Origin of the sequence: Methylomonas sp. MS20 (assembly GCF_050275925.1) — a bacterium.
GTDB classification, from domain to species: domain Bacteria; phylum Pseudomonadota; class Gammaproteobacteria; order Methylococcales; family Methylomonadaceae; genus Methylomonas; species Methylomonas koyamae_A.
The window spans coordinates 412636-434806 of sequence record NZ_CP189962.1 but is presented as its reverse complement, the minus strand read 5'-3'; the positions used below and the strand labels follow the sequence as shown (position 1 = coordinate 434806).

Sequence of the window (22171 nt, the reverse complement as noted above, 5' to 3'; positions counted from 1 at the left end):
TCAGCCTCTCCGTCGTTTGGCGGGTTGACCCTTACTAGCGCTCTCGCCTTCGTTGTAGGTCTTGATCGTCGCATTCATCGTCATCATGCCGTCCTTGCCGAGCGGCGTCATCACCACGTCATGAACGGTGACAATTCGGGGCAACGATGCCAATCCGCTGACAAACAACCCCAATTCCTCGTATTTGCCGACAACCTGTATCGCAATGGGAAGCTCGGAATAGAACTCGCGGTTAATCTCGCCGCTTGGTTGAAACAACTTGAACTCCAAACCACTAGCCAAACCGGTCTGCGAAATATCCACCAACAAACTGGCAACCTCCGCTTTGGTGGGCATTTGCTTGAGCATCTCGCCCAACGATGCTTCGATCTGATCCAGCTGATCCCGATAATCCTGCAAATTCGCAGCCTTTTTTTGCTTGGCTTCGAATGCGGTTTTCAGACTTTCTTCCTGCTTCTCAAGCGTATCGAGTTCTTCCAGTTGCGGTACCGTCAACAAATACACGCCGATACCGCCGGTGACCAACGCGATCAGCAGAATAGCAATCGCTTTTAACGGCGTTGGCCAAGTTCCAGCCGCGTTGACATCCCAATTGATTTCGGAAAGATTCATTTGCCCGCACCTCCCGCCGGCTTGTCGGTTTTTCGGCCTTGCTTTGCCGTCAACGTGAAGTCGTTCATTTGTCCGCCGGATTTGCCTTCACCTTTAATCACGGTGAGTACCGAGCTATTGATCCATTGCGAATTGTCGATAGCCCGCATATAGGCCGAGACCCTGGCGTTCGATTCCGCCTTGCCAACCAACGTCAAATCGCTGCCGGCCTGACTGAATTTACTCAGATTGATCCCTTCCGGCGTCGTCCTGGCCAGCTCGTCAAACAAATGCACCACTTCCGGCCGACTTTCTTGCAATTTTTGAATCACTTCGATTTTGGTCAACAGTTTGTTTTTCTTGTCTTCAATGTCCTTGATCTCCTGAATCCGCTTATCCAAAATCGCGATCTCGTTCTGCAACAAAGTATTGCGGCGGGTTTGGTATTCCTTCAATCCTTCGATATAGAGGTAAACCAAACCCAAAATAGCGCACGCCGCCGCCACACCCGCGCCGATACCGGCGACGAACTCTTGCTGCTTCTTTTTCCTTAATTCTTCCCGCCAGGGCAGTAAATTGATTTTCGCCATCAGTCGAAGCTCCTCAGCGCCAAACCGCAAGCGATCATCATCGCCGGAGTATCGTTATTCAGGCTCTGCGGCTTAACCTTGTTGGACAGAGCCATGTTGATGAAGGGGTTGGCGATATAGGAAGCGATGCCCAAATCACGTTCCACCAATTTGTCCAAACCGGCTATCGAGGCGCAACCGCCAGCCAAGATCAACGCATCGACATCCCGGTTAGCGCTGGAAGACACAAAAAACTGTAACGATCTGGCAATTTGTTGCAGCATGGCTTTTTTGAAAGGTTCCAGAACATCGCTGACGTAGTTGTCCGGCAAGCCGCCGTGCTTTTTCGCCAACCCCGCCTCTTCGTAAGACAAGCCGTAGCGACGCTGTATTTCCTCGGTTAACTGTTTGCCGCCAAAGCCTTGTTCCCGGGTATAGACGGTCTTGCCGTCATGCAGAATATTCAGCGAGGTCATCGTGGCGCCGATATCGGCAATCGCAACCGTCTTGTGTTCGACAGCCTCCGGCAATTGATCGGCCAACAATTTGAAAGCGTTTTCCATCGCAAAAGCCTCGACATCGACAACGACCGCCTTTAGCCCGGCGTAAGCCAAGGCCGCCACTCGGTCTTCGATATTTTCACGTCTGGACGCCGCTAACAACACATCGACCATTTGCGGGTTGGCCTTGGTAGCGCCCTGCACTTCGAAATCGAGATTAACCTCGTCCAAGGAATACGGAATGTACTGATCGGCCTCGACCATGATTTGCTCTTCCATTTCCGCCTCCGACAACGACGCCGGCATGGAAATGATTTTAGTCATCACCGACGAACCGGCCACCGCCACGCAAGCGTGCTTGGCGCGCGTTCCGGATTGCTTGACGGCGGTCTTGATCACACTGCCGATTTGCTCTACGTTAGTAATGTTCTTATCGACGATAGCGTCTTGCGGCAAAGGCGCCACCGCATAGCTCTCGACTTTGTAACGCGCGCCCACCCGGCTTAACTCCAACAATTTTACCGCCGCGGTGCTAATATCCACACCGAGCACAGCCGATTGACCACTGCTAAACCAGCTCATGAACAAACCCTTACCAAACATTGAAAGTCAATTCGGGAGCAGCGCCGCAACGCGCCACCCGTTTAAAGCCGAAGTATAGTTAGATTTTTTGATTTTCACACATTTATGACAGTAAGTTATAGAACATACTTTAAGTTGTTCCTAAGATCTTATACGCTGATATTTGCCGATTTCCGGTAAACTCCAAACGCCCCGCCGCCAGTGCCGTTAAAAAAGCCCCCCAAACCGAAGTCATTGCTCAAAACCTTGTTCAAATGGCTGATGTTGGTCATCTTCACGTTCGTCGGCACCCTGGCGGTAGCCTGCTACTACTTCCTATTGGAGCTTGATAAAGAATTGCCTGACATATCCCTGCTCGATAACGTCCAATATCAAACACCAATCAGCATCTACAGCCGCGAGGGCTTGTTGATCGGCCAATTCGGCGAAAAGCGCCGCATCCCTATCGAAATCGCCGAAGTCCCTCAACGCCAATTACAGGCGTTCATCGCCGCTGAAGACGACCGGTTTTACAAGCATGGCGGCGTGGATTTCAAAGGCTTGGCCAGGGCCGCGAATCGCTTGATTTCGACCGGACAAAAGCGTCAAGGCGGCAGTACGATTACGATGCAGGTCGCCAGAAACTTCCTGCTGAGTAATGAGAAGACTTACCTACGCAAGTTAAAGGAAATCATGCTGGCGCTAAAGATCGAACAGCGCTATTCAAAAGATCAGATACTCGAGCTGTATTTAAACAAAATTTACATGGGGCAACGCGCGTATGGCCTGGCGGCCGCGGCGCAAACCTACTACGGCAAGGAACTAAACCAGCTCACGCTAGCGCAACAGGCCATGATCGCCGGCCTTCCCAAGGCTCCGTCAATTTATAACCCGCTAACGAACCCGGAACGTGCGCTGCAGCGTCGCAATTACGTACTCAGACGAATGCTGGAACTTGGGTATATCGGCCAGCGCGCCTACGATGCGGCGCTAAGCACGAGCGATGACGCCGCCCAACAACCGTCAGGCATCGCAATGCAGGCCCCCTACGCCGCGGAAATGGCTAGACAGGAGATCATGGCCAAATACGGCGAAGATGCCTACACGCAAGGATTGAAAATTTACACGACTATCACCCAAGAATTTCAGCTTGCCGCTGATCGCGCCCTGCAAGCGACGCTACATGAGTACGAAGAACGTCACGGCTACCGAAATGCTCCTCATATAAATGGCCAGGGCGACGGCGACACCCTGGTCGGCGACGCGCATCGAGCCATCGTTACCGGTCTGACTGACAGCGGCGTTGCGGCCAAGCTCCACGATGGCACCAATATCGAACTGGCTTGGGAATCTGTGAATTGGGCAAAGGCATCGGCAAAAACTGCACGGGAAAGCCGCGACATTATTAAAACCAACGACTTGATCTGGGTCAGACAACTCGAAAACCAAAGCTGGGCGTTGACCCAAATCCCCACCGTGGAAGGCGCGTTCGTAGCCTTGAACCCCGATGACGGTGCTATTTTGGCCCTGGCCGGCGGCTTCGATTTTTACCACAGCAAGTATAACCGGGCGACCCAATCCAAACGACAACCCGGCTCGGGCTTCAAGCCCATCATCTACACGGCCGCGCTGGAAAAAGGTTACACCCTGGCCAGTATCATCAACGACGCTCCCATCGTCATAGAAGACCCCTCTCAGGAAAACGACTGGCGCCCTGAAAACTACAATCGCCGGTATTTGGGGCCAACCTCATTGCGAGTGGCGCTAAGGGAATCGATCAATCTGGTTTCGATACGCTTGTTGCAAGAAGTCGGCATCCCTCACGCTATCGATACCGCCCAACGCTTCGGATTCGACAAGGACCAACTGCCGACCACGTTTTCGCTCGCGCTGGGTAGCGGCTCGGCGTCACCGCTAAAGATGGCGGCCGCCTATTCAGTGTTCGCCAACGGCGGGTTTTCGATTCAACCTTATTTAATCGAACGCATCGAAGATCGCGAGAATCGACTGATATACTCCGCGAAACCGGCGACGGCCTGCCAGGACTGCGCGACGACCGGCGAAATCCGGCCGAACATGGCCACGCGAGTTATTTCCGAGAAAACCAATTTTTTGATGAACAGCCTGCTACGCGACGTGGTACAGCGCGGCACCGCCACTCAAGCCAAGCAACTGAACCGGGCAGATTTAGCGGGTAAGACCGGCACAACCAACGCGCAACGAGACGCTTGGTTTAATGGCTTTGCGACCGGCATCGTTGCCTCCGCATGGATTGGATTCGATAACTCCGCGCCGCTTGGACACGGCGAAACCGGCGGCAAAGCGGCGCTGCCGATGTGGATAAAATTCATGAAAGCGATACAGCACCATTTTCCGGAAAAACCGCTAACGGTACCGGAAGGCATCGTCCAAGCCTACATCAATCCTTCGGACGGCTTACTGTTACCGCAAGACCAAAAAGGCGGGATTTGGGAATATTTCGCGAAGGAGACCGCGCCAACCGCGATGTCCACACCCAAACTTGAACCTGAGTTTGAGGACTTCACCCCGGAAGACGCGCTGTTTTAACTGAAAGAGGGCGGAGGAAAACCCAGCCAAACATCAGCGAACCGTCGGCAAGCGTACAAATTACAAATAACGCTTACCGAGGCTCGAGGGACACAACAAATTACTTACCGAATTTTTTACGGAACTTATCTACCCGGCCAGAAGTATCAACGACACGTTGTTTGCCGGTGTAAAAAGGGTGGCAAGACGAACAGACCTCGATATGCAGGTCATTACCCAAAACCGAACCGGTTTCGAACGTGTTGCCGCAACCGCAGGTCACTGTAATTTGTTTATATTGAGGGTGGATTTCTGGTTTCATAGCGCTCACATACCCGCTTGGGGCCACTTAACTTGATAGACAGCCGCTTATGATACGACGTAATCGCAAGCCACGCAACCTGCTACCGCCGAACGCACGGAACAATGCAATGGAATTACCCGCAAAATGACCCTGTGCGGAGTGTCAACCGCCGGATCAAACCCTGAACTCCGCCGACCTCGCGTGTGCCGTCAAACTTTCCCCGCGCGCCAGCACGGACGCAATCTTGCCTAAATTGTGCGCGCCGGCGGCGGAACAGTTGATCAGGCTGCTGCGCTTTTGGAAGTCGTAAACGCCTAGCGGCGACGAGTAACGGGCAGTGCTCGAAGTGGGTAATACGTGATTAGGCCCGGCGCAATAGTCACCCAGTGCTTCCGCGGTGTAGCGGCCCATGAAGATAGCCCCGGCGTTACGGATGTTATCGGCCAGCGCCTCCGGGTTTTCAACCGACAACTCCAGATGTTCCGGCGCGATGCGATTGGCAACCTCGGCCGCTTGAGCCAAGTCGGCGACTTTGATGAAGGCGCCGCGACCGGTCAAGGAAGCACGGATAATGTCGGCCCGCTCCATCGTCGGCAATAGTTGGTTAATGCTGGCTTCAACCTTATCTAGAAAAACCGCATCCTGACTAATCAGAATGGCTTGGGCGTTTTCGTCGTGCTCGGCTTGAGAAAACAGATCCATCGCAATCCAATCCGGATTAGTCTGACCGTCGCAAATGATCAAAATCTCGGAAGGTCCGGCAATCATGTCGATGCCGACCTGGCCAAACACTAGTTTTTTTGCGGTCGCGACGTAAATATTGCCGGGGCCGACGATCTTATCGACGGCCGGCACGGTTTCGGTGCCGTAGGCCAGTGCGGCGACGGCTTGAGCGCCGCCGATCGTGAACACCCGGTCGACCCTTGCCACGTAAGCGGCTGCCAGCACCAACGGATTAGTTTCGCCGCCCGGTGTCGGCACCACCATGACCAGTTCGCCGACGCCTGCCACTTTGGCCGGTATCGCGTTCATCAATACCGACGACGGATACGCCGCCTTGCCGCCCGGCACGTACAGACCAGCCCTATCCAGTGGAGTGACCTTTTGGCCCAACAACGTGCCGTCGAGTTCGGTGAATTGCCAGGATTGCAGCTTCTGATGCTCGGCGTAGGCGCTTACCCGGTCGGCGGCGGTTTGCAAGGCGATGGCTTGAGCGCTGGGCAGCGTGTCCCAAGCTAGTTTCAGCTCGCCGCTGGACAGCTCCAGTTCCGCACCGGATTTAAAGGCGGTTCGGTCGAAGCGGTTGGTGTAGTCTATTAACGCCCGATCTCCGCGGTTGCGGACATCGCCGATAATGTCCAACACGCGCTTGTGGATCTCCAGGTCTTCACTGGCATCCCAAGCCAAACGGGCTTGCAGGCGTTTTTCAAAGTCGGCGGAGTTGCCGTCGAGTCTGAGCATCTTGATCGCGGTCATGCGGACCTCCGCGCTAAGGTGGTTTCGAACTGGTCGATTAACGCCTGGATAGCCTGATGTTTCATTTTCATCGCGGCCTTGTTGACCACCAACCGCGAGGTGATGTTAGCGATCAATTCGCGCGGCTCCAAACCGTTAGCTTTCAACGTGTTCCCGGTATCGACCAGATCGACTATGCAATCGGCCAAACCTACCAGCGGCGCCAGCTCCATCGAGCCGTAGAGCTTAATGATTTCGGCTTGCACCCCTAAGTCGGCGTAATAACGTCGGGCGGTTTTGACATATTTGGTCGCCACCCGCAAGTTAGCCTTCAAGGCCGGGGCCCCGACCGGCGCGGCGGTCATCAGCCGGCAGCCGGCGATACCTAAATCCAACGGCTCGTACAGGCTTTCCGCGCCGTGCTCCAGCAACACGTCCTTGCCGGCAATGCCCAGATCCGCCGCGCCGTATTCAACGAAGGTCGGCACGTCGGTGGCGCGGATGATCACCAATTGCACGTCGGACCGGGTAGTTTGCAAAATCAGCTTGCGACTTTTGTCAGGATCGTCGGTCGGCGTGATACCGGCTTGTTCCAAAAACGGCAAGGCTTCTTCGTAAATTCGGCCCTTGGATACGGCGATGGTCAGCATGGCGGATGTCTTGGCTAGTTGGGAACGCGGCGAATGGTGGCGCCCAGTTGCGCCAGCTTTTCCTCAATGTGGTCGTAGCCGCGGTCGATATGATAGATCCGATCCACCAGCGTTTCGCCCTCGGCGGCCAAACCGGCCAAAACCAAGCTGGCCGAGGCCCGCAAATCTGTCGCCATCACCGGCGCGGCCTTCATTTGTTCGATACCGGTACAGATCGCGGTATTGGACTCCAATTTGATTTGCGCCCCCATCCGCTGCAATTCCTGGACGTGCATGAAGCGGTTTTCGAACACGGTCTCGGTGATCAAGCCCACGCCTTCGGCCACCGAATTCAGCGCGGTGAACTGGGCCTGCATATCGGTCGGGAAGGCGGGGTAGGGCGCGGTACGCACCGTGACCGCCTTGGGTCGCTTGCCGTGCATGTCCAGTTCGATCCAATTCTCGCCGCAGGTGATGTCGGCGCCGGCTTCCTTGAGTTTGACCAGTACCGCGTCAAGAATCGTCGGATCGGTGTTTTTCAGTTTAACCCGGCCGCGGCTGATCGCGCCGGCCACCAGATAGGTGCCGGTCTCGATGCGGTCCGGCAGGATGTCGTAGTGCAGGCCGGCCACGCCCAGCTTTTCGACACCTTCCACTGTCAGAATGTCGGTGCCAATGCCGGTGATCTTGGCGCCCATTTTATTGAGAAAGTGTGCAAGATCGGTGACTTCCGGTTCCTTGGCGGCGTTTTCAATAATCGTCACGCCTTCGGCCAACGTGGCGGCCATCAGAATATTTTCGGTACCGGTCACGGTGATTTTGTCCAGCACCAGCCTGCAGCCTTGCAGGCGCTTGGCTTTGGCGTGGATGTAACCGGATTCGACAGTAATGTCCGCGCCCATTTTGATCAGAGAATCGATGTGAATATCGACTGGCCGAGTACCGATCGCGCAACCGCCCGGCAATGACACGTAAGCCTCGCCGAAGCGAGCCAGCAAGGGGCCCAGTACCAGGATCGACGCGCGCATGGTTTTTACCAATTCGTAGGGCGCTTCGTACTTATGAATGGTGCTGGAATCGACTTCGATGTTCATTTTCTCATCGACGGTCAAGCCGACGCCCATTTGCCCCAGCAATTCCATTGTGGTGGTGATGTCGTGCAAATGCGGAATGTTGCCGACGCTGACCGGCACTTCGGACAGCAAGGTGGCGGCTAGAATCGGCAAAGCGGCGTTCTTGGCGCCGGAGATTCTCAGTTCGCCGGTCAGCGGTTTACCGCCGGTTATTAACAATTTATCCATGGGTGTATGCGATGGTTTGGCGGCGCGATCAGCCGCGGTTGGCAAAATATTCGGTTTCGTCGAAACCGCTGAGTTTGGCGAGCGCCAGCAGTTGCGCCGGCACGTTTTTGAAAGTCAGGCGCACCCGGCTGGCCCGGCTCTGCTTGATCCATTCGATCATCAAAGCCAAACCGGCACTGTCGGTGGTACCGACTTGAGCCAGGTCGATGCAGATACTGTCCATGCCTTTCAGGAACTTAAACGATTTCAGGGATTGTCTGTCGATGCTGGCAAAGGTCAAATTGCCGGTGACGGCGTAGTGACCGGGCGCCAGTTCGCTCAGCGTCAATACGGCCATTACTTGCCTTCCGCCTTATTCATCATGAATTTACTGATCATTTCCTCCAATACGATGGCCGAGCTGGTGATATCGAGCTTACTCTTGTCCTTTAAAAAACTGTCCGACGAACCCGGATCGATATTGATGTACTGCTCGCCTAGCAGACCCGCCGTATAAATACTGGCACCGGAATCTTCGGGCAGATTGTCGTACTTGGCTTCTATGCGCATTTCCACGACAGACTCGTGGCTTTCGTGGTCCAACGTAATCGCCGACACCCTGCCGATGCGGACCCCAGCGATGGACACCGGCGACTTGACTTTCAGACCACCGGAGTTTTGAAAGCGGGCAATCACGGTATAGCTGTCGTCGCTGGTATAAGTACCCAGGTTGCTGACCTGCAAGGCCATGTAAAACAGTGCGGCAATGCCGCAAGCGACGAACAGGCCGACCAAGGTGTCCTGTGTCTTGGAATGCTGCATGTTAAATGTCTCCAAACATCAGTGCGGTTAGTATGAAATCGAGAGCCAGTACCGAGAACGCCGAGTTGACCACGGTACGGGTGGTGGCGCGACTGACGCCCTCCGACGTTGGGATAGCGTCGTAACCTTCGAATAGCGCAATCCACGACACCACGAAGCCGAATACCACGCTTTTGATGACACCGTTGACGATGTCTTCCTGAAAATCGATGCTGGCTTGCATCTGCGCCCAAAACGCGCCGTCGTCCACGCCAAGCATGCCGACGCCAACCAGATGGCCGCCCATCACGCCGATCGCGCTGAACAAAGCCGCCAACAGCGGCATCGACAGGAAGCCGGCTAGAAAACGCGGCGAAATGATGCGCTTGATCGGGTCGACCGCCATCATTTCCATGCCGGACAGTTGTTCAGTAGCCTTCATCAGACCGATCTCGGCGGTCAGCGCCGAACCGGCCCGGCCGGCGAACAACAGAGCGGACACCACCGGCCCCAACTCTCGAACCAGCGATGCGGCGACCATCACGCCCAGCGACTCTTCGGCGCCGAAGTCCGACAGGATATTAAAGCCTTGCAAGCCGAGCACCATGCCGACGAACAGACCGGAAATGGTGATGATTAGGAAGGACAAAACGCCGACCGAATACAGTTGTTTGAGCAGCAAATTGGGACGCGGCAACACGTCGCCGATGCCGGTCAAGGTATGGGACAGGAAAAACGCGCCGCGACCGAGCTTGGCAAAGCTGTCGCGGGTGGTTTTGCCCAGGTTTTGCAAAAATTCTAGCATCGCTAATTACAAGGTAGTTTTGCCGGCCAGCAGGTCGTCCAGGTAATCGGGCGCTGGGTAGTGGAAGTGTACCGGACCGTCCGCGTCGCCGTGCATAAACTGTTGCACCCAAGCCGAGTCCGACTGTCGCAACTGTTGCGGCGTGCCCTGGCCGACGATTTTGCCTTCCGACAAGACGTAGATGTAATCAGCGATCGCGGCGGTTTCCTGCACGTCGTGCGATACGATGATGCTGGTCAATCCCAATGTCACGTTCAGCGACTTGATCAAATGCACTAATGCGCCCATCGAAATCGGGTCCTGGCCGGTAAACGGTTCGTCGTACATAATCATCAACGGATCGAGGGCGATGGCCCGAGCCAGAGCCACCCGGCGCGCCATGCCGCCCGATAATTCGTTGGGCATCAGACGGTGAGCACCGCGCAAGCCGACCGCATGCAACTTCATCAGCACCAGCGTACGTATCATGGATTCCGGCAGATGAGTGTGCTCGCGCAACGGAAACGCCACGTTATCGTAAACGTTCATGTCGGTCAGCAAGGCACCGCTTTGAAACAGCATGCCCATCCGCTTGCGCAATTCGTAAAGCTCGCGGGTTTTCAGGCGATGCACGTTTTGACCATCGACCAGAATTTGACCCCGGTCCGGCGCCAGTTGGCCGCCGATCAGTTTCAGCAAAGTGGTTTTACCGGTGCCACTGGGCCCCATGATCGCAGTGATTTTGCCGCGCTGTATGGACAGATCGACGCCGTCGAAAATTTTTCTAGTGCCCCTGGCAAAGCTCAAGTTGCTGACGGAAACGATATGGTTTTCGGGGCTTGCGCTGCTGGGCATTTGCGGAGTTCGCCGGCGGATATTAGATTTAAACGGGTTATTTTCCATGAGTCCTCGAGCTTAAGTCAATGCAAGACTGGGGAAAGTTCCTTTAAGTGACCGCAATAGATGGTCGACCGCTCGAATGGCCGACTGGAGTCCAAGACCAGGACCGGTTGAGATTCGCCGAAGAAAGGTCGGCACAGAGCTCATGAAGTTGCTTAATTTCCCTCGAAACGCACGCAAATGCTTCGTCAAATCAGTAGGAGTTACATCCCAGCGACAGGCACAACTCAAACATCATCCAGAATTCTCAGCAAGCAACGACTCTTGAAACCACTCCGTTAACGCCTTGGCCACACCCATCGCGTCAAGCCGTCTATCGATCGCATCGTGATTACCCCAAACCACATCGTTTAAAACGCCGCTGTCGGCTTGAGCTTGGATATCTTTGCAGTACAAACCTTTGTCGCGTTGCACATAGTAGCCGTAAGTGCGGCAGGCGACCGGGCGCTGAAGGTAAACCCGGCAACTGCCGGTTGAGCGATCGAGTAGCGGGCAAACTAACGGACGATTGACTTGTTTAGCAAGATCAACGATCTCTTGACCCACCGTCCGCATCACGTCCGGCGGCAACAACGCTAGCCCTTCGGCCAGCAGCTCCCACTCGGCACGGCTGATTTTGGGGATGTCCGCCAGCCTGTGACAGCAGCCTTCGCAACCACGCCGACACAGCCAACCGGAATACGCGGTACGGGTCGCGGCGACTCGGGCATCAATGTCGGTGTGCACCGATCTGAGTAGAGACATGGTCGCGCTGAGTGGTTACGATGATAGTTAACATAGTACCCGAGGCAGAGCCGTTTGCCATCGACGGCCCGTTCGCCTCAGTGTTTTTCGTAAAACACCGGACCGAGTCAAACCATCCCAGGCGACGTTCCGGCCTTCCTAAGCTCCAATTGCCCGAGGTACGATCAGTGTCTTGCGAGCACGACGCGGTCCGCCAACCAACGACCGACCACTATACTGGGGATCTCCACAAGACGATAACAAAGCAAGGCCAAGCCTTGCACGATCAACATCGTCAGCAACCATCCCCCCAACCACAAGAACAGGCGGTTCTCGCTAAACGCTTGCAGACCCATCAAAACGTAAGGGGTCAGACATATCAGGACCGCCATGTGAATCAGGTAGGTGCTGTAGGAAACCTTGCCGATTTGCCGCAGCGAGGCCTTCGACAAAATGGCCTGCACGCGGACCGACGCAAGCACGAACAGCAAGATCATGCCGGCACCCAGACCGGTTCCTAACCACACCAATTGACCGTCGCTCCACGCTATCCACGGCTTGGGTAGCAAAGTTGCTCCGGTATAAAACAAAACCCCCACGCCTAACAAGAAACGCCGTAGCGCCGGAGATCCGACCAGATAGGCTTTGATCGTAGGCAGATAGCGGGCAATGGTCAAACCCAACAAAAAATGCAGCAAAAAGGCCGATACGCCCAACAAAGCAATGGCCAACACGCTGAAAAAGACTACCCAGGACGTGCCACGATCGACCAGCAGCAAGCCAACCGGCAGTAACAGGGACAACACCAACTCGACGCCCAGGGTCCAGGATTGCGGCAACAGCACGATAAGATCCGGCATATCCAGCAAAAAGCCCTCCCTGACCATCGCCGACGCATCCAACGGAAATTTATGCCACATATTTACGATCCAGTCGGTCGGCGCCAGCGCGGTAACCGGTACCGGGCGACCGAAGGTGTGATTGAACAATCCGGCGCTGAGCCCCAACACCAATAGGTAAGGAAACCAAATTCGAAACACTCGACCGATCAAAAACCGTGTCAAATCGAAGCGCGTCAAGTCCGGCATGTGGCCATGCTGGAAGTACTTTAGGGAAAGCACCAGACCGCTCAACACGAAGAACATCGACACCGCCGCGGAACCTTCCCACCAAAAATGCAACGGCGAAAAATCCAAAATTTGTTCGCATAACGGTGTTTGACAGGGCAAGCCATAAGCAATCACATAATGCTCGCTGACCACGGTCAACGCCGCCAAGCCGCGAATCGTGTCGAGATAGCTAATGTGGGTTTGTTTGTGCACGACGGAGCCTTGACTTGCTACTTTAGAACCAGGCCTAAAAATGTAGTCGGTGTTCGAATTTGTGCATGGAGGCGTTCGCTTTCGGCCATTTGCGCGCATACCTTCTGGAACTCTGTGAAGGGTGCGGCCGGGCTTTGCCTGCTTATCGCCAGCGGTGTTAGAATCCGCGCGGCATCGATCTCGCGCCGAAGCGAACGATGTGCGTCAACGGGGACGCTGGACCGTCGGTTTTCCGAGGTTAGGCTTTCGCTCTCCGCTTTGGTAGAATCGGCCCAATTTGCCTGCGGCCGTCCGATTGACCGGACCTAGTACCTCGCCGCCCATTCCGATTTCGCCGATTTCGACACCATGCCTAACCACGCGCTTACCAAGCTGTTCCGCCCCGAAGTTCTCGCCATGTCGGCCTATCATGTCGCCGATGCCCGCAACTTGATCAAACTCGACGCGATGGAAAATCCGTACACCTGGCCGGAAGACATTCAGCAACGCTGGTTGGAATCGTTGAAAGCCTGCCCGATCAACCGCTATCCGGACCCGACCGGTTCCGCCTTGTGCGAACAATTAAGACGCGCGAACGCGATTCCGGATCATGCCGCGCTATTGCTCGGGAACGGTTCGGACGAAATCATCCAGATTCTGCTGATGGCGCTATCCGCCGATGCCACGGTACTGGCTCCGGAACCCGGCTTTGTGATGTACCGACAAATCGCCCGTAGCCTGGGACTAAATTATGTCGGCGTACCGTTGGCGACCGATTTCGCGTTGGACTTGTCCGCGATGCTGGCAGCCATCGCCGACACCCGGCCGGCGGCGATTTTCATCGCCTATCCGAACAACCCAACCGGCAATCTGTTCGACGCCCAAGCCATCAAAACCATCATCGCCGCGGCGCCGGGATTGGTTGTCGTTGACGAGGCTTACGCGCCGTTCGCCGACGCCAGCTTCGTCGGCGAATTAGGGAATTATCCCAATCTGCTAGTGATGCGTACCGTCTCCAAACTCGGTCTGGCGGGTTTACGTCTGGGCTATTTGGCCGGCCCGGCCGAGATCGTCGCCGAACTTGACAAAGTCCGTCTACCTTACAACATCAACAGCCTGACCCAAGCGACGGTCGGCTTCGCGTTGGAACACGGCGATTTCCTCGCGCAACAAACCCAAGCCATCCGTGCCGAGCGAACTGCAATGGCCAAGGCCTTAAAAGCCTGGCCGACGCTGACCGTCTATCCCAGCTCGGCCAATTTCATCCTGTTTCGCACACCGGTTGGCACAGCCGACCAATTGTTCGCCGGACTGAAAGCCCGCGGAATTTTAATCAAGAATCTGTCCGGCCAAGGCGGCGTGCTAAGCGACTGCCTACGTGTCACGATAGGCAAACCCGAAGAAAACCAGAGTTTTCTGAACGCGCTGGCCGCTGCTCTGGCCGAATTACCGCGCTGAAGGCGCCAGCTCCCCGTTTGGGCCAAAACCGCCAGCAACCCACGCCAGGCGCGGCCGCCAGCCCAAGAACCATTTCATTAATCCGGGCCAGTAAGGTATATTTGCCAAAAACTATAATAATCGGTGTATTGCCCGATACACCGCACATCACGCAGGAGTGTTACCTATGAACCAAGAAGGCGTCGATCATTCAAAACGCCAGTTTCTGACCTCGGCTTTGTCGGTGGTCGGAGCCGTGGGGGCCGGCTATCTGGCCGTTCCCTTTCTCTCGCAAATGCAGCCGAGCGCCAAGGCCATGGCCGCCGGCGCGCCGGTCGAGGTCGATATCAGCAAAATGGAGTCCGGCCAATTGATCCGCGTCGCTTGGCGCGGCAAACCCGTTTGGGTTTTGAATCGAACCCCGGAGGTTTTATCTACGCTGGCGACTTTGGACAGCAAACTCGCAGACCCTGTCTCCAACGAATCTCATCAACCTGATTACGCCAAAAACTCGTTGCGCGCGCTGAAACCTGAAATTTTCGTCGCGGTCGGCCTGTGTACCCATCTGGGCTGCTCGCCCACGTTTCGCCCGGAAATCGCCCCTAACGATCTAGGCCCCGATTGGAAAGGCGGATTTTTCTGCCCTTGCCACGGCTCCTGGTTCGATTTAGCCGGCCGCGTCTATCGCGGCGTGCCGGCTCCGACCAATCTCGAGATTCCACCCTACCGTTATGTGACCGACAGCCTGATCATGATCGGCGAAGACAACGAGGCGAAATCAGCATGAAGCAAAAAATGAATCAATGCAGCGACTGGCTGCTGGAGCGTTTTCCACTCTCCGATTTGTGGAACGAACACATGGCGCATTACTACGCGCCGAAAAATTTCAACGTCTGGTATTTCTTCGGCTCGCTGGCGCTGTTCGTACTCGTCAACCAGTTCATAACCGGCATTCTGCTGACAATGAATTACAAACCGGATGCCAAACTGGCCTTCGACTCGGTCGAATACATCATGCGCGACGTCAACTGGGGCTGGCTGGTGCGTTACATGCATTCCACCGGTGCCTCGGCCTTCTTCATCGTCGTCTATCTGCACATGTTCCGCGGCCTGATGTACGGCTCGTTCAAACAACCGCGCGAGCTGATTTGGATTTTCGGCATGCTGATCTTCGTGTGCCTGATGGCCGAAGCTTTCATGGGCTATCTACTGCCTTGGGGCCAAATGTCCTACTGGGGCGCGCAGGTCATCATCTCGCTGTTTAGCGCGATACCGGTAGTCGGCGACGAATTGTCGCTGTGGATCCGCGGCGACTACGTGGTTTCCGACGCTACCTTGAACCGCTTCTTCGCGTTCCACGTCATTGCGGTGCCGCTGGTTTTGCTGATTCTGGTATTCCTGCACATCGTCGCACTGCACGAAGTAGGTTCGAACAATCCGGACGGCATCGAAATCAAGGAAAATCTGAACTGGAAAGAACATCCGATTGACGGCATCCCCTTCCATCCGTACTACACCGTCAAGGACATCGTTGGCGTCGGCGTGTTCATGTTCTTTTTCGCGACGGTAATTTTTTATATGCCGGAAATGGGTGGATTCTTTTTGGAGCACGCCAACTTTATCCCGGCCGATCCGCTGAAGACCCCGGAACACATCGCGCCGGTCTGGTACTTCACGCCGTTCTACGCGATTCTGCGCGCGGTTCCCGACAAGTTCGCCGGCGTCATCGCGATGGGCGGCGCGATCGTAGTGCTGTTCATGCTGCCTTGGCTGGATCGCAGCCCGGTCAAATCCATCCGCTATCGCGGCGGTATGTTCAAGAAAGCACTGTTGCTGTTCGTGATTAGCTTCATCGGCTTGGGTTATTTGGGCACCCAACCGGCCACGCCGGCGGCGACGACGGTAGCCCGCTTCCTGACCGCGATCTACTTCGGCTTCTTCCTTCTGATGCCGTTATATACCCGCTGGGAGAAGACCAAACCGCTGCCCGAGCGCCTGACGGAGCAACCAACGCTGGAAGACCGCATTCCAGCGGTATTGGCACTGATAGACGAAGTCGTCGAAGTTCATCATGTTCCCGACAATTTAGGAGGAACCATCGCCAAGAAAAGGCCGAATTGGGCCGGCGTTCAAGCCGTGCTGATTCGTTTTGTCAAAAACCTGAAAAAGAGCCTGGACTAAGCCATGAAAAAGATACTCTGCACTCTTTTGTTTTTGCTGCCTTTTTGCGTTAACGCCAGTAGCGGAATCGAACTGGATAGTCCGGACATCGATCTCAGCGACACCGCATCGTTGGAACGCGGCGCCAAGCATTACGTCACCTATTGCTTGGGCTGCCATTCCGCGAAGCACATTCGTTACAAGCGCATCGCGATGGATTTAAAGCTGGATGAAAGCGAAATCCTGAAAAACGTCGCGCCGCTCGGTGCCGGCATATACGATCAGATGCATTCGGCGATGAATGCCCACGACGCCGAAAAGTGGTTTGGCACTACGCCGCCGGATCTGTCGCTAATTGCCCGCTCACGCGGCGCGGACTGGTTATATACCTATCTGCGGAGCTTTTACAACGACAAAAACAAGCCGCTAGGCGTCAACAACTCGGTCTTTCCGGATGTCGGCATGCCCAACGTATTCTGGCAGTTGCAAGGCACGCAGACCGCAGTGGTTCATAAGGTCGACGGTCGCGACGTGATCACCGAGCTCAAATTGGAGCAACCCGGCCAGTTGTCGCCCAAGGAATTCGACAAGATGGTGACCGACTTGGTTAACTTCCTAGTCTACGTTGGCGAGCCGGTGCAGTTGGAACGCCAGCAAATGGGTAAATTCGTGCTGTTCTTCCTGCTGATGTTCATCGCACTCGCTTACTTATTGAAGAAGGAGTACTGGAAAGACGTACACTAATAGCCAAGGCCGTAGAGCAAAAACCGGTAGAGGGCTAGGCTCTCTACCGGTTTTTTTATCCGGAAAATTTGGACTGCGGCATCGGCCCGATGCCTGCTGAGAAACAATTCCGGTCTATACTCCGGTAACACGCATTCCAGACAGCTTGTATGCCGCGCTTTTTTGCAATGAGAATTCGATATGGCGAGCTACCGCATTCCAGGCCCGTTACAAGGATTGTTCGACAACGATATCGACCAAGGCACGCTATGCCGGTCGCTTAGCCCATTACCCGGCCCGCACATACTCACGACTGGATACCCTGCTTGTTCGCGGAAGTCTCCTCCGGCAGGTCGAGCTTGAGTGGCACTTCGCTGCAAAGCGACACCAACCCCGCCAAGGAACTAGCCCTGAGCGGAGACGGATTGAAGCTATTGAAAGACATCGAAACATTGCGTTTAAAGCCATACGACGACCAAACCGGCAAGGAAAGTAAATATCCCCCGGCAAAGCCGGGGGCTTTATGTTGTGAACCGCTCAAAGCGGTAAATAGGGTCGCTAACGCGGCCCTTTAACTTTAGCCGCCAATAGGCGGCGACTCATTGCCAAAGGTTCATTTGTTCGATTCGTTGGTCTTCCTGTTCTTGATGACGGATATACTCCCGTATCATCCTTTCGTCCCGGCCCACCGTCGAAACAAAATACCCTCGCGCCCAGAAATGTTGACCGACAAAGTTACGCTTCTTTTCACCATAAACACGGGCCAAGTGAATCGCACTCTTCCCTTTGATGTAGCCAATCACCTGCGACACCGCATATTTCGGTGGAATCGATATCAACATATGCACATGATCCGGTATCAAATGCCCTTCCAATATTCGGCTTTCTTTCTGGCTCGCTAACCTTCGAAACACCTCGCCCAAATGCTTGCGCAACGCCCTATACAGCGTTCGGCGACGGCACTTGGGAATAAACACAACGTGATATTTGCACTCCCATTTCGAGTGGCTTAAGCTTTCGTTCTCGGTAAGCGGTCCTTTAACAGCATCTGTATAAACAGCTCGAAAGGAACGAAGATAGTGTCCACTTATAATCAGGTGGACACCTATGAAGGAGCATAACACGCGATTATCGCGGCCATTAATCGTGGGGCACGGGCGAGACGGCCGTTGCCTTTATGATCCGGAAGCCAAGCGGGAGCTAGTGAAAGTTTGCTTGCATTCGGGCACATCGGTTGCCAAGATCGCTCTGCAATACGGTATCAATGCCAATCTGCTGCGCAAGTGGATGGGGCATTACCGAGAAACAGGACATCCGAATCCGAACAGTCCATTAACGTTGCCGGCTTTTGTGCCCGTTCAGTCGCTGAGCGCAGAGAAACCGGCTGAGTCAGCGCTCAGTGCGGAGTTGCCCAACGGCGTTAAACTCGCGTTACAGCCTGTCGCACTGAGCGACCTGCCGGTGATTTTGAAGGCGTTGGCCGAGCTGCCATGTTTCGTTTCGACGCAGGATTGAAGGTCTACCTGCACCGCGAGCCGGTCGACGGCCGCAAGGCCATCAATGGTTTAGCGCTGCTGGTTGAGCAGGCATTAGGCTTGAATCCGTTCGAGCCGGCCATCTACGTGTTCAGCAACCGCCGGCGGGATCGGATCAAACTGCTGTTGTGGGACCGCACCGGTTTTTGGTTGATGCTCAAGCGGCTGGAAGCCGACCGTTTTCACTGGCCGAAAGAGGCAGCAGTTGTGATGTTGACGGTCGAGCAACTCCACTGGTTGTTAGCCGGTATTGACTTGGCCGCGATGCGGCCGCATCCGGCACGAACCTATACCCAAGTGGGCTGAAACGCGGATGTAAAGCCGGTAAAATAACGGCATGACGCCCACCATCACGCTGTCCACCGAAGACTACCAAGCCTTGCTGGCCGAGCAGCAACGGCTGGCGAGTCAACTGCGGTTGGTGACGGTCGAGCGGGATTTATTGAAAGAACGTGTGGATGCCTTTCTGCATAGGCTGTATGCCGCAAAATCCGAGGCGCGGGCCAATCCGGCCCAGCGCGACCTGTTCCTGAACGAAGCCGAAGTGTTGGCGCCGAACGGTGCTCCAATCGCCGAGGAAGCCACGCCCGAAGCGGTCGAGGTGGCCGGTCACCGCCGTAAGAAACGCGGTCGCAAACCGCTCGATCCGCATCTGCCGCGTGAGATCGTGCGCCATGAATTAGCGGAAGCCGAACGCATCTGTGCGCATGACGGTACTCGTCTGGTGGAAATCGGCGCTGAAATCAGCGAGCAGCTCGACATCGTGCCGCAACAGGTGCGAGTCATTCAACATCACCGCGTCAAATATGCCTGCCCGTGCTGCGATGAAAGCATTCGCGTGACGCCGGCACCGGTTCGCATCATCCCCAAAGGCTTACTCACCGAAACGGCATTAGCCTGGGTCGTCACCGCCAAATACCAGGATAGCCTGCCGCTGTATCGGCAAGCCGCGCTGTTGAGCCGTTTCGGCGGCGATCTGTCGCGCAACACGCTGGCGGCTAGCATGGTGCGGGTTGGCGACGCAGTGCAACCCATCATCAACTTGCTGCGCGACCATCTGCTCGATGCCGATCTGATCCTGGGCGATGAAACCGTGGTTCAAGTGCTCAAAGAATCCGGCCGAGCCGCGCAAAGCAAAAGCTATCTGTGGGCACAAATGACCGGCTCCGGACCGCCGATTCGGCTGTTCAGCTACACGCCGGGGCGCGGCGGAACGCATGCGCAGCCGTTGTATGAAGGCATCAAACCCGGCGCGGTACTGATGAGCGACGGCTATGAGGTGTATAACGCCATTGCAGCCAGCCGGGGTGCGATTCACCTCGGCTGTTGGGCGCATGCGCGGCGTTATTTTGTCGAGGCCGAAGCCGCCATTCCTAAAGCCGCGCGCGGCCCGGAGCAACTGGCGACGCAGTTTATCGCGGCGATGGGTGAACTGTACGCGATTGAAACTCAGACGGAAGACCTGAGCGTCGAACAGCGTGGGCAGCGGCGCCAGGAGCAAAGCCGACCGGTTTTGGTCAAAATCGAAGCCCTGCTGCTACAACATCTGCATGCGGTAATCCCCGGTAGTTTGCTGGGCAAGGCTTTGCATTACTTGTCATCGCAGTGGTCCAAACTGATCCGCTTCGTCGACAACGGCGCTTGGCCCATCGACAACAACCTCTGCGAAAACGCCATACGCCCCTTCGTGGTGGGCCGCCGCAATTGGTTGTTTTGCGATACGGTGGCCGGCGCCCGTGCCAGCGCTAATCTTTACTCGTTGATCGAAACCTGCAAGGCCAATAGCGTCGACCCTTACACCTATCTGGTCGATCTGTTCCGAAAGCTTCCCACCGCAAAAACTGTCGAAGAGTTCGAAGCGCTGTTGCCTTGGAATCTCGACGCCCTAACGGACTAATCGTACGCCAACGGTTAAGTCATTGTCCGTTTCAGTTCTAGTGCGTCCTTCAAAGATCGCTTACCGTTCTCGTCCATCAGGTTCTCCTCTTGCGTTTGCTTGGCGGCTCACGCTCTCGAGTTTCCTGATGGACTCCTCTAAATGTCAAACTCCTGCTGTCTCCCCGGCTAAGCCGGGGGATTTCTCATTTTTGGTTAACGCATGGGTCGCGGGAGCAACCGTCGGTTACGGGCATTTGATCAAAGCCGCCGAATGGAATTTGTACAAAAACGGCATCACCGAGTTTACCGCGAGAACATTGTTCGGTCTGGACCTCACGCCGTTTGTCACGGCGGTTCGTAGCGGGATTACGAGTTCCTTGGAACAGCACCAGTTTGATGCCTTAGTGATGCTGGCTTTCAACATCGGCGCCGGTGCCAACGGCTTTGCCGGTTCCTCAGTGGTTAAGATGATCAACGACCCCACCGCGAAAACCAATTACCCCAATCTGGAAGCCGCCTGGAAGGCTTGGAATAAGTCGCAAGGCAAGGTATTGAAAGGCTTGGAGAATCGCCTCGCATGCGAATGGGTGGTTTTTTCACAAGGCGTTTACAAAAAATGGTGAGCAAATGATCGGATTCCGTCGCCGTTCCGCGTTGATCGCGGTTGTGTTGAGCTTAAGTTTTAATTTCGCGCACGCGATCGACAACCCCGACACCCCGGATCTTACAGCGGAATTCCTATCTCGCGCCGATGCGTTCGAACAGGCAATTTACCAACACGCGCAAACCGCGGAACAAACCGATCAGGCTTACCGCGACTACGCAGAGTTTTTGGATAAGGCGCTTAACCGCGCGTATTCATCTCTGCAGAAAAATCTGCCCGAACCGAGCAAACAAACCTTGTTGCGTTCGCAACGCTTATGGCTACAATTTCGCGATGCTGAACTGGATTTTATTAACGGAAATTGGACCATCGAGCAATTCGGCTCTTCTTCAGCGATTTCCCGTCACGGCTACCGAACCGCTCTGATCAAAAGCCGCGTATTGGAATTATTGCAATACCTAAAAAATTATTAGACCTTACTCAGCATACTCCGCGCCGACTACGGAATTCCGAGCAGGAACGCCGACGCGCCGCGAGAACGGCAACCATCACAGATCATCACTCCGATGTATCAATCCCCGCGGATTTTTAACGACATTCCGAAATAGGGTGTTCACGGCGTTTCAACTGGATGTGACTCGCCCTTCATTTTGGCCTTACCGATTTGCAACATCTTTTCCTTATAGTCGGGCAGCATCGCTTTAAATTCGTTTTGCGCGGATTCTCGAGCCTGATGATCGCTTAAATTAGCGTCGAAGCGCTCAATAACATTCTTGACGGCGTTTTCGGTAGCCTTGGCGTCTTCAGTCATCACCCGCAATTCGCTACGGTTAGGTTTTACCGGCTCATCCGAAATCCCGGGTACGACGCTCTGCCCAACCGGCGGCAC

Annotated in this window: 26 protein-coding genes; 11 read left to right on the top strand and 15 right to left on the bottom strand. The window is 55.2% G+C overall.

Annotated elements, in window-relative coordinates; all coding sequences use genetic code 11:
- Genes ACQE3D_RS01910 through ACQE3D_RS01900 form a run of 3 tightly spaced genes read right to left on the bottom strand, consistent with a single transcriptional unit; the run spans position 1 to position 2242 of the window.
- Positions 1–612 carry a type 4a pilus biogenesis protein PilO gene (locus tag ACQE3D_RS01910; protein WP_064024033.1) on the bottom strand — a complete coding sequence of 204 codons (612 nt, stop codon included), beginning with the start codon at positions 610–612 and terminating at the stop codon, positions 1–3.
- Positions 609–1181: a PilN domain-containing protein gene (locus ACQE3D_RS01905; RefSeq protein WP_064024031.1), complete on the bottom strand. Its 573-nt coding sequence runs from the start codon at positions 1179–1181 to the stop codon at positions 609–611. Before ACQE3D_RS01905 ends, ACQE3D_RS01910 begins: the two co-directional genes overlap by 4 nt.
- Positions 1181–2242: a pilus assembly protein PilM gene (locus ACQE3D_RS01900; RefSeq protein WP_064024049.1), complete on the bottom strand. Its 1062-nt coding sequence runs from the start codon at positions 2240–2242 to the stop codon at positions 1181–1183. Before ACQE3D_RS01900 ends, ACQE3D_RS01905 begins: the two co-directional genes overlap by 1 nt.
- Before the next feature lie 234 nt (positions 2243–2476).
- On the opposite strand from ACQE3D_RS01900, the gene ACQE3D_RS01895 reads away from it, so the two are divergent.
- Complete coding sequence (locus ACQE3D_RS01895; RefSeq protein WP_313729252.1) at positions 2477–4789, top strand: penicillin-binding protein 1A; 2313 nt, start codon at positions 2477–2479, stop codon at positions 4787–4789.
- A gap of 100 nt (positions 4790–4889) precedes the next feature.
- Here ACQE3D_RS01895 and rpmE read toward each other — a convergent pair whose 3' ends face one another.
- The 10 genes from rpmE to ACQE3D_RS01845 form a co-directional block, all read right to left on the bottom strand.
- Positions 4890–5090 (bottom strand): 50S ribosomal protein L31, encoded by a 201-nt coding sequence (gene rpmE / locus ACQE3D_RS01890; RefSeq protein ID WP_082885273.1) that lies wholly within the window; start codon positions 5088–5090, stop codon positions 4890–4892.
- A gap of 156 nt (positions 5091–5246) precedes the next feature.
- A complete protein-coding gene (hisD, locus tag ACQE3D_RS01885) occupies positions 5247–6548 on the bottom strand; it encodes a histidinol dehydrogenase (protein WP_409521096.1) in 1302 nt (433 codons plus the stop codon).
- Positions 6545–7177 carry an ATP phosphoribosyltransferase gene (hisG, locus tag ACQE3D_RS01880; RefSeq protein WP_071158592.1) on the bottom strand — a complete coding sequence of 211 codons (633 nt, stop codon included), beginning with the start codon at positions 7175–7177 and terminating at the stop codon, positions 6545–6547. The genes hisD and hisG overlap by 4 nt, the downstream gene beginning before the upstream one ends.
- Positions 7178–7191: 14 nt before the next feature.
- Positions 7192–8457, bottom strand: a complete 1266-nt coding sequence (gene murA, locus ACQE3D_RS01875; RefSeq protein ID WP_313729253.1) for a UDP-N-acetylglucosamine 1-carboxyvinyltransferase — start codon at positions 8455–8457, stop codon at positions 7192–7194.
- Between the two features lie 28 nt (positions 8458–8485).
- Positions 8486–8794 carry an STAS domain-containing protein gene (locus tag ACQE3D_RS01870; RefSeq protein WP_064031256.1) on the bottom strand — a complete coding sequence of 103 codons (309 nt, stop codon included), beginning with the start codon at positions 8792–8794 and terminating at the stop codon, positions 8486–8488.
- Positions 8794–9258, bottom strand: a complete 465-nt coding sequence (gene mlaD / locus ACQE3D_RS01865) for an outer membrane lipid asymmetry maintenance protein MlaD (protein WP_071158594.1) — start codon at positions 9256–9258, stop codon at positions 8794–8796. The genes ACQE3D_RS01870 and mlaD overlap by 1 nt, the downstream gene beginning before the upstream one ends.
- A gap of 1 nt (position 9259) precedes the next feature.
- Complete coding sequence (gene mlaE, locus ACQE3D_RS01860) at positions 9260–10042, bottom strand: lipid asymmetry maintenance ABC transporter permease subunit MlaE (RefSeq protein WP_064031254.1); 783 nt, start codon at positions 10040–10042, stop codon at positions 9260–9262.
- Positions 10043–10048: 6 nt separating this feature from the next.
- Entirely contained in the window at positions 10049–10876 is an 828-nt protein-coding gene (locus ACQE3D_RS01855; RefSeq protein WP_071158608.1) for an ABC transporter ATP-binding protein, read from the bottom strand.
- A 279-nt stretch (positions 10877–11155) separates the two neighbouring features.
- Positions 11156–11665 carry a YkgJ family cysteine cluster protein gene (locus ACQE3D_RS01850; RefSeq protein WP_313729254.1) on the bottom strand — a complete coding sequence of 170 codons (510 nt, stop codon included), beginning with the start codon at positions 11663–11665 and terminating at the stop codon, positions 11156–11158.
- A gap of 164 nt (positions 11666–11829) precedes the next feature.
- Positions 11830–12966, bottom strand: coding sequence for an acyltransferase family protein (locus tag ACQE3D_RS01845; protein WP_313729255.1), 1137 nt, complete (start codon positions 12964–12966; stop codon positions 11830–11832).
- A gap of 348 nt (positions 12967–13314) precedes the next feature.
- Between ACQE3D_RS01845 and hisC the strand changes: the two genes are divergently transcribed.
- The 5 genes from hisC (at position 13315) to ACQE3D_RS01820 (ending at position 17840) form a co-directional block, all read left to right on the top strand.
- Positions 13315–14403, top strand: coding sequence for a histidinol-phosphate transaminase (hisC, locus tag ACQE3D_RS01840; RefSeq protein ID WP_313729256.1), 1089 nt, complete (start codon positions 13315–13317; stop codon positions 14401–14403).
- A gap of 166 nt (positions 14404–14569) precedes the next feature.
- A complete protein-coding gene (petA, locus tag ACQE3D_RS01835) occupies positions 14570–15169 on the top strand; it encodes a ubiquinol-cytochrome c reductase iron-sulfur subunit (protein WP_064031250.1) in 600 nt (199 codons plus the stop codon).
- Positions 15166–16563, top strand: a complete 1398-nt coding sequence (locus tag ACQE3D_RS01830) for a cytochrome b (protein WP_313729257.1) — start codon at positions 15166–15168, stop codon at positions 16561–16563. The genes petA and ACQE3D_RS01830 overlap by 4 nt, the downstream gene beginning before the upstream one ends.
- Positions 16564–16566: 3 nt before the next feature.
- Positions 16567–17286 carry a cytochrome c1 gene (locus tag ACQE3D_RS01825; RefSeq protein WP_064031248.1) on the top strand — a complete coding sequence of 240 codons (720 nt, stop codon included), beginning with the start codon at positions 16567–16569 and terminating at the stop codon, positions 17284–17286.
- Positions 17287–17591: 305 nt separating this feature from the next.
- Positions 17592–17840: a hypothetical protein gene (locus ACQE3D_RS01820; RefSeq protein ID WP_313729258.1), complete on the top strand. Its 249-nt coding sequence runs from the start codon at positions 17592–17594 to the stop codon at positions 17838–17840.
- A gap of 24 nt (positions 17841–17864) precedes the next feature.
- On the opposite strand, the gene tnpA is transcribed toward ACQE3D_RS01820, so the two are convergent.
- Positions 17865–18356, bottom strand: coding sequence for an IS200/IS605 family transposase (gene tnpA, locus ACQE3D_RS01815; RefSeq protein ID WP_313729469.1), 492 nt, complete (start codon positions 18354–18356; stop codon positions 17865–17867).
- Positions 18357–18372: 16 nt separating this feature from the next.
- Between tnpA and ACQE3D_RS01810 the strand changes: the two genes are divergently transcribed.
- From ACQE3D_RS01810 to ACQE3D_RS01790, 5 genes are read left to right on the top strand one after another with little or no spacing between them, the layout of a single operon-like run.
- Positions 18373–18780, top strand: coding sequence for a transposase (locus ACQE3D_RS01810; protein WP_231883784.1), 408 nt, complete (start codon positions 18373–18375; stop codon positions 18778–18780).
- The gene (tnpB, locus tag ACQE3D_RS01805) at positions 18756–19106 is read left to right on the top strand and encodes an IS66 family insertion sequence element accessory protein TnpB (RefSeq protein WP_313727828.1); all 351 of its coding nucleotides are present in this window, start codon (positions 18756–18758) and stop codon (positions 19104–19106) included. The genes ACQE3D_RS01810 and tnpB overlap by 25 nt, the downstream gene beginning before the upstream one ends.
- Before the next feature lie 31 nt (positions 19107–19137).
- Complete coding sequence (gene tnpC, locus ACQE3D_RS01800) at positions 19138–20697, top strand: IS66 family transposase (protein ID WP_313728405.1); 1560 nt, start codon at positions 19138–19140, stop codon at positions 20695–20697.
- Positions 20698–20719: 22 nt separating this feature from the next.
- Entirely contained in the window at positions 20720–21301 is a 582-nt protein-coding gene (locus ACQE3D_RS01795; RefSeq protein WP_313729259.1) for a lysozyme, read from the top strand.
- Between the two features lie 4 nt (positions 21302–21305).
- Positions 21306–21755, top strand: a complete 450-nt coding sequence (locus tag ACQE3D_RS01790) for a lysozyme inhibitor LprI family protein (protein ID WP_313729260.1) — start codon at positions 21306–21308, stop codon at positions 21753–21755.
- Between the two features lie 140 nt (positions 21756–21895).
- On the opposite strand, the gene ACQE3D_RS01785 is transcribed toward ACQE3D_RS01790, so the two are convergent.
- The gene (locus ACQE3D_RS01785; protein ID WP_313729261.1) at positions 21896–22093 is read right to left on the bottom strand and encodes a hypothetical protein; all 198 of its coding nucleotides are present in this window, start codon (positions 22091–22093) and stop codon (positions 21896–21898) included.
- Positions 22094–22171: the final 78 nt, after the last annotated feature.

Excerpts from the sequence above, each read along its gene's own strand:
- ACQE3D_RS01910 (WP_064024033.1), bottom strand. The coding sequence starts at position 612 with ATGAATCTTTCCGAAATCAATTGGGATGTCAACGCGGCTGGAACTTGG.
- ACQE3D_RS01905 (WP_064024031.1), bottom strand. The coding sequence starts at position 1,181 with ATGGCGAAAATCAATTTACTGCCCTGGCGGGAAGAATTAAGGAAAAAG.
- ACQE3D_RS01900 (WP_064024049.1), bottom strand. The coding sequence starts at position 2,242 with ATGAGCTGGTTTAGCAGTGGTCAATCGGCTGTGCTCGGTGTGGATATT.
- rpmE (WP_082885273.1), bottom strand. The coding sequence starts at position 5,090 with ATGAAACCAGAAATCCACCCTCAATATAAACAAATTACAGTGACCTGC.
- hisD (WP_409521096.1), bottom strand. The coding sequence starts at position 6,548 with ATGACCGCGATCAAGATGCTCAGACTCGACGGCAACTCCGCCGACTTT.
- hisG (WP_071158592.1), bottom strand. The coding sequence starts at position 7,177 with ATGCTGACCATCGCCGTATCCAAGGGCCGAATTTACGAAGAAGCCTTG.
- murA (WP_313729253.1), bottom strand. The coding sequence starts at position 8,457 with ATGGATAAATTGTTAATAACCGGCGGTAAACCGCTGACCGGCGAACTG.
- ACQE3D_RS01870 (WP_064031256.1), bottom strand. The coding sequence starts at position 8,794 with ATGGCCGTATTGACGCTGAGCGAACTGGCGCCCGGTCACTACGCCGTC.
- mlaD (WP_071158594.1), bottom strand. The coding sequence starts at position 9,258 with ATGCAGCATTCCAAGACACAGGACACCTTGGTCGGCCTGTTCGTCGCT.
- mlaE (WP_064031254.1), bottom strand. The coding sequence starts at position 10,042 with ATGCTAGAATTTTTGCAAAACCTGGGCAAAACCACCCGCGACAGCTTT.
- ACQE3D_RS01855 (WP_071158608.1), bottom strand. The coding sequence starts at position 10,876 with ATGCCCAGCAGCGCAAGCCCCGAAAACCATATCGTTTCCGTCAGCAAC.
- ACQE3D_RS01850 (WP_313729254.1), bottom strand. The coding sequence starts at position 11,665 with ATGTCTCTACTCAGATCGGTGCACACCGACATTGATGCCCGAGTCGCC.
- hisC (WP_313729256.1), top strand. The coding sequence starts at position 13,315 with ATGCCTAACCACGCGCTTACCAAGCTGTTCCGCCCCGAAGTTCTCGCC.
- petA (WP_064031250.1), top strand. The coding sequence starts at position 14,570 with ATGAACCAAGAAGGCGTCGATCATTCAAAACGCCAGTTTCTGACCTCG.
- ACQE3D_RS01830 (WP_313729257.1), top strand. The coding sequence starts at position 15,166 with ATGAAGCAAAAAATGAATCAATGCAGCGACTGGCTGCTGGAGCGTTTT.
- ACQE3D_RS01825 (WP_064031248.1), top strand. The coding sequence starts at position 16,567 with ATGAAAAAGATACTCTGCACTCTTTTGTTTTTGCTGCCTTTTTGCGTT.
- ACQE3D_RS01810 (WP_231883784.1), top strand. The coding sequence starts at position 18,373 with ATGAAGGAGCATAACACGCGATTATCGCGGCCATTAATCGTGGGGCAC.
- tnpB (WP_313727828.1), top strand. The coding sequence starts at position 18,756 with ATGTTTCGTTTCGACGCAGGATTGAAGGTCTACCTGCACCGCGAGCCG.
- tnpC (WP_313728405.1), top strand. The coding sequence starts at position 19,138 with ATGACGCCCACCATCACGCTGTCCACCGAAGACTACCAAGCCTTGCTG.
- ACQE3D_RS01790 (WP_313729260.1), top strand. The coding sequence starts at position 21,306 with ATGATCGGATTCCGTCGCCGTTCCGCGTTGATCGCGGTTGTGTTGAGC.
- ACQE3D_RS01785 (WP_313729261.1), bottom strand. The coding sequence starts at position 22,093 with ATGACTGAAGACGCCAAGGCTACCGAAAACGCCGTCAAGAATGTTATT.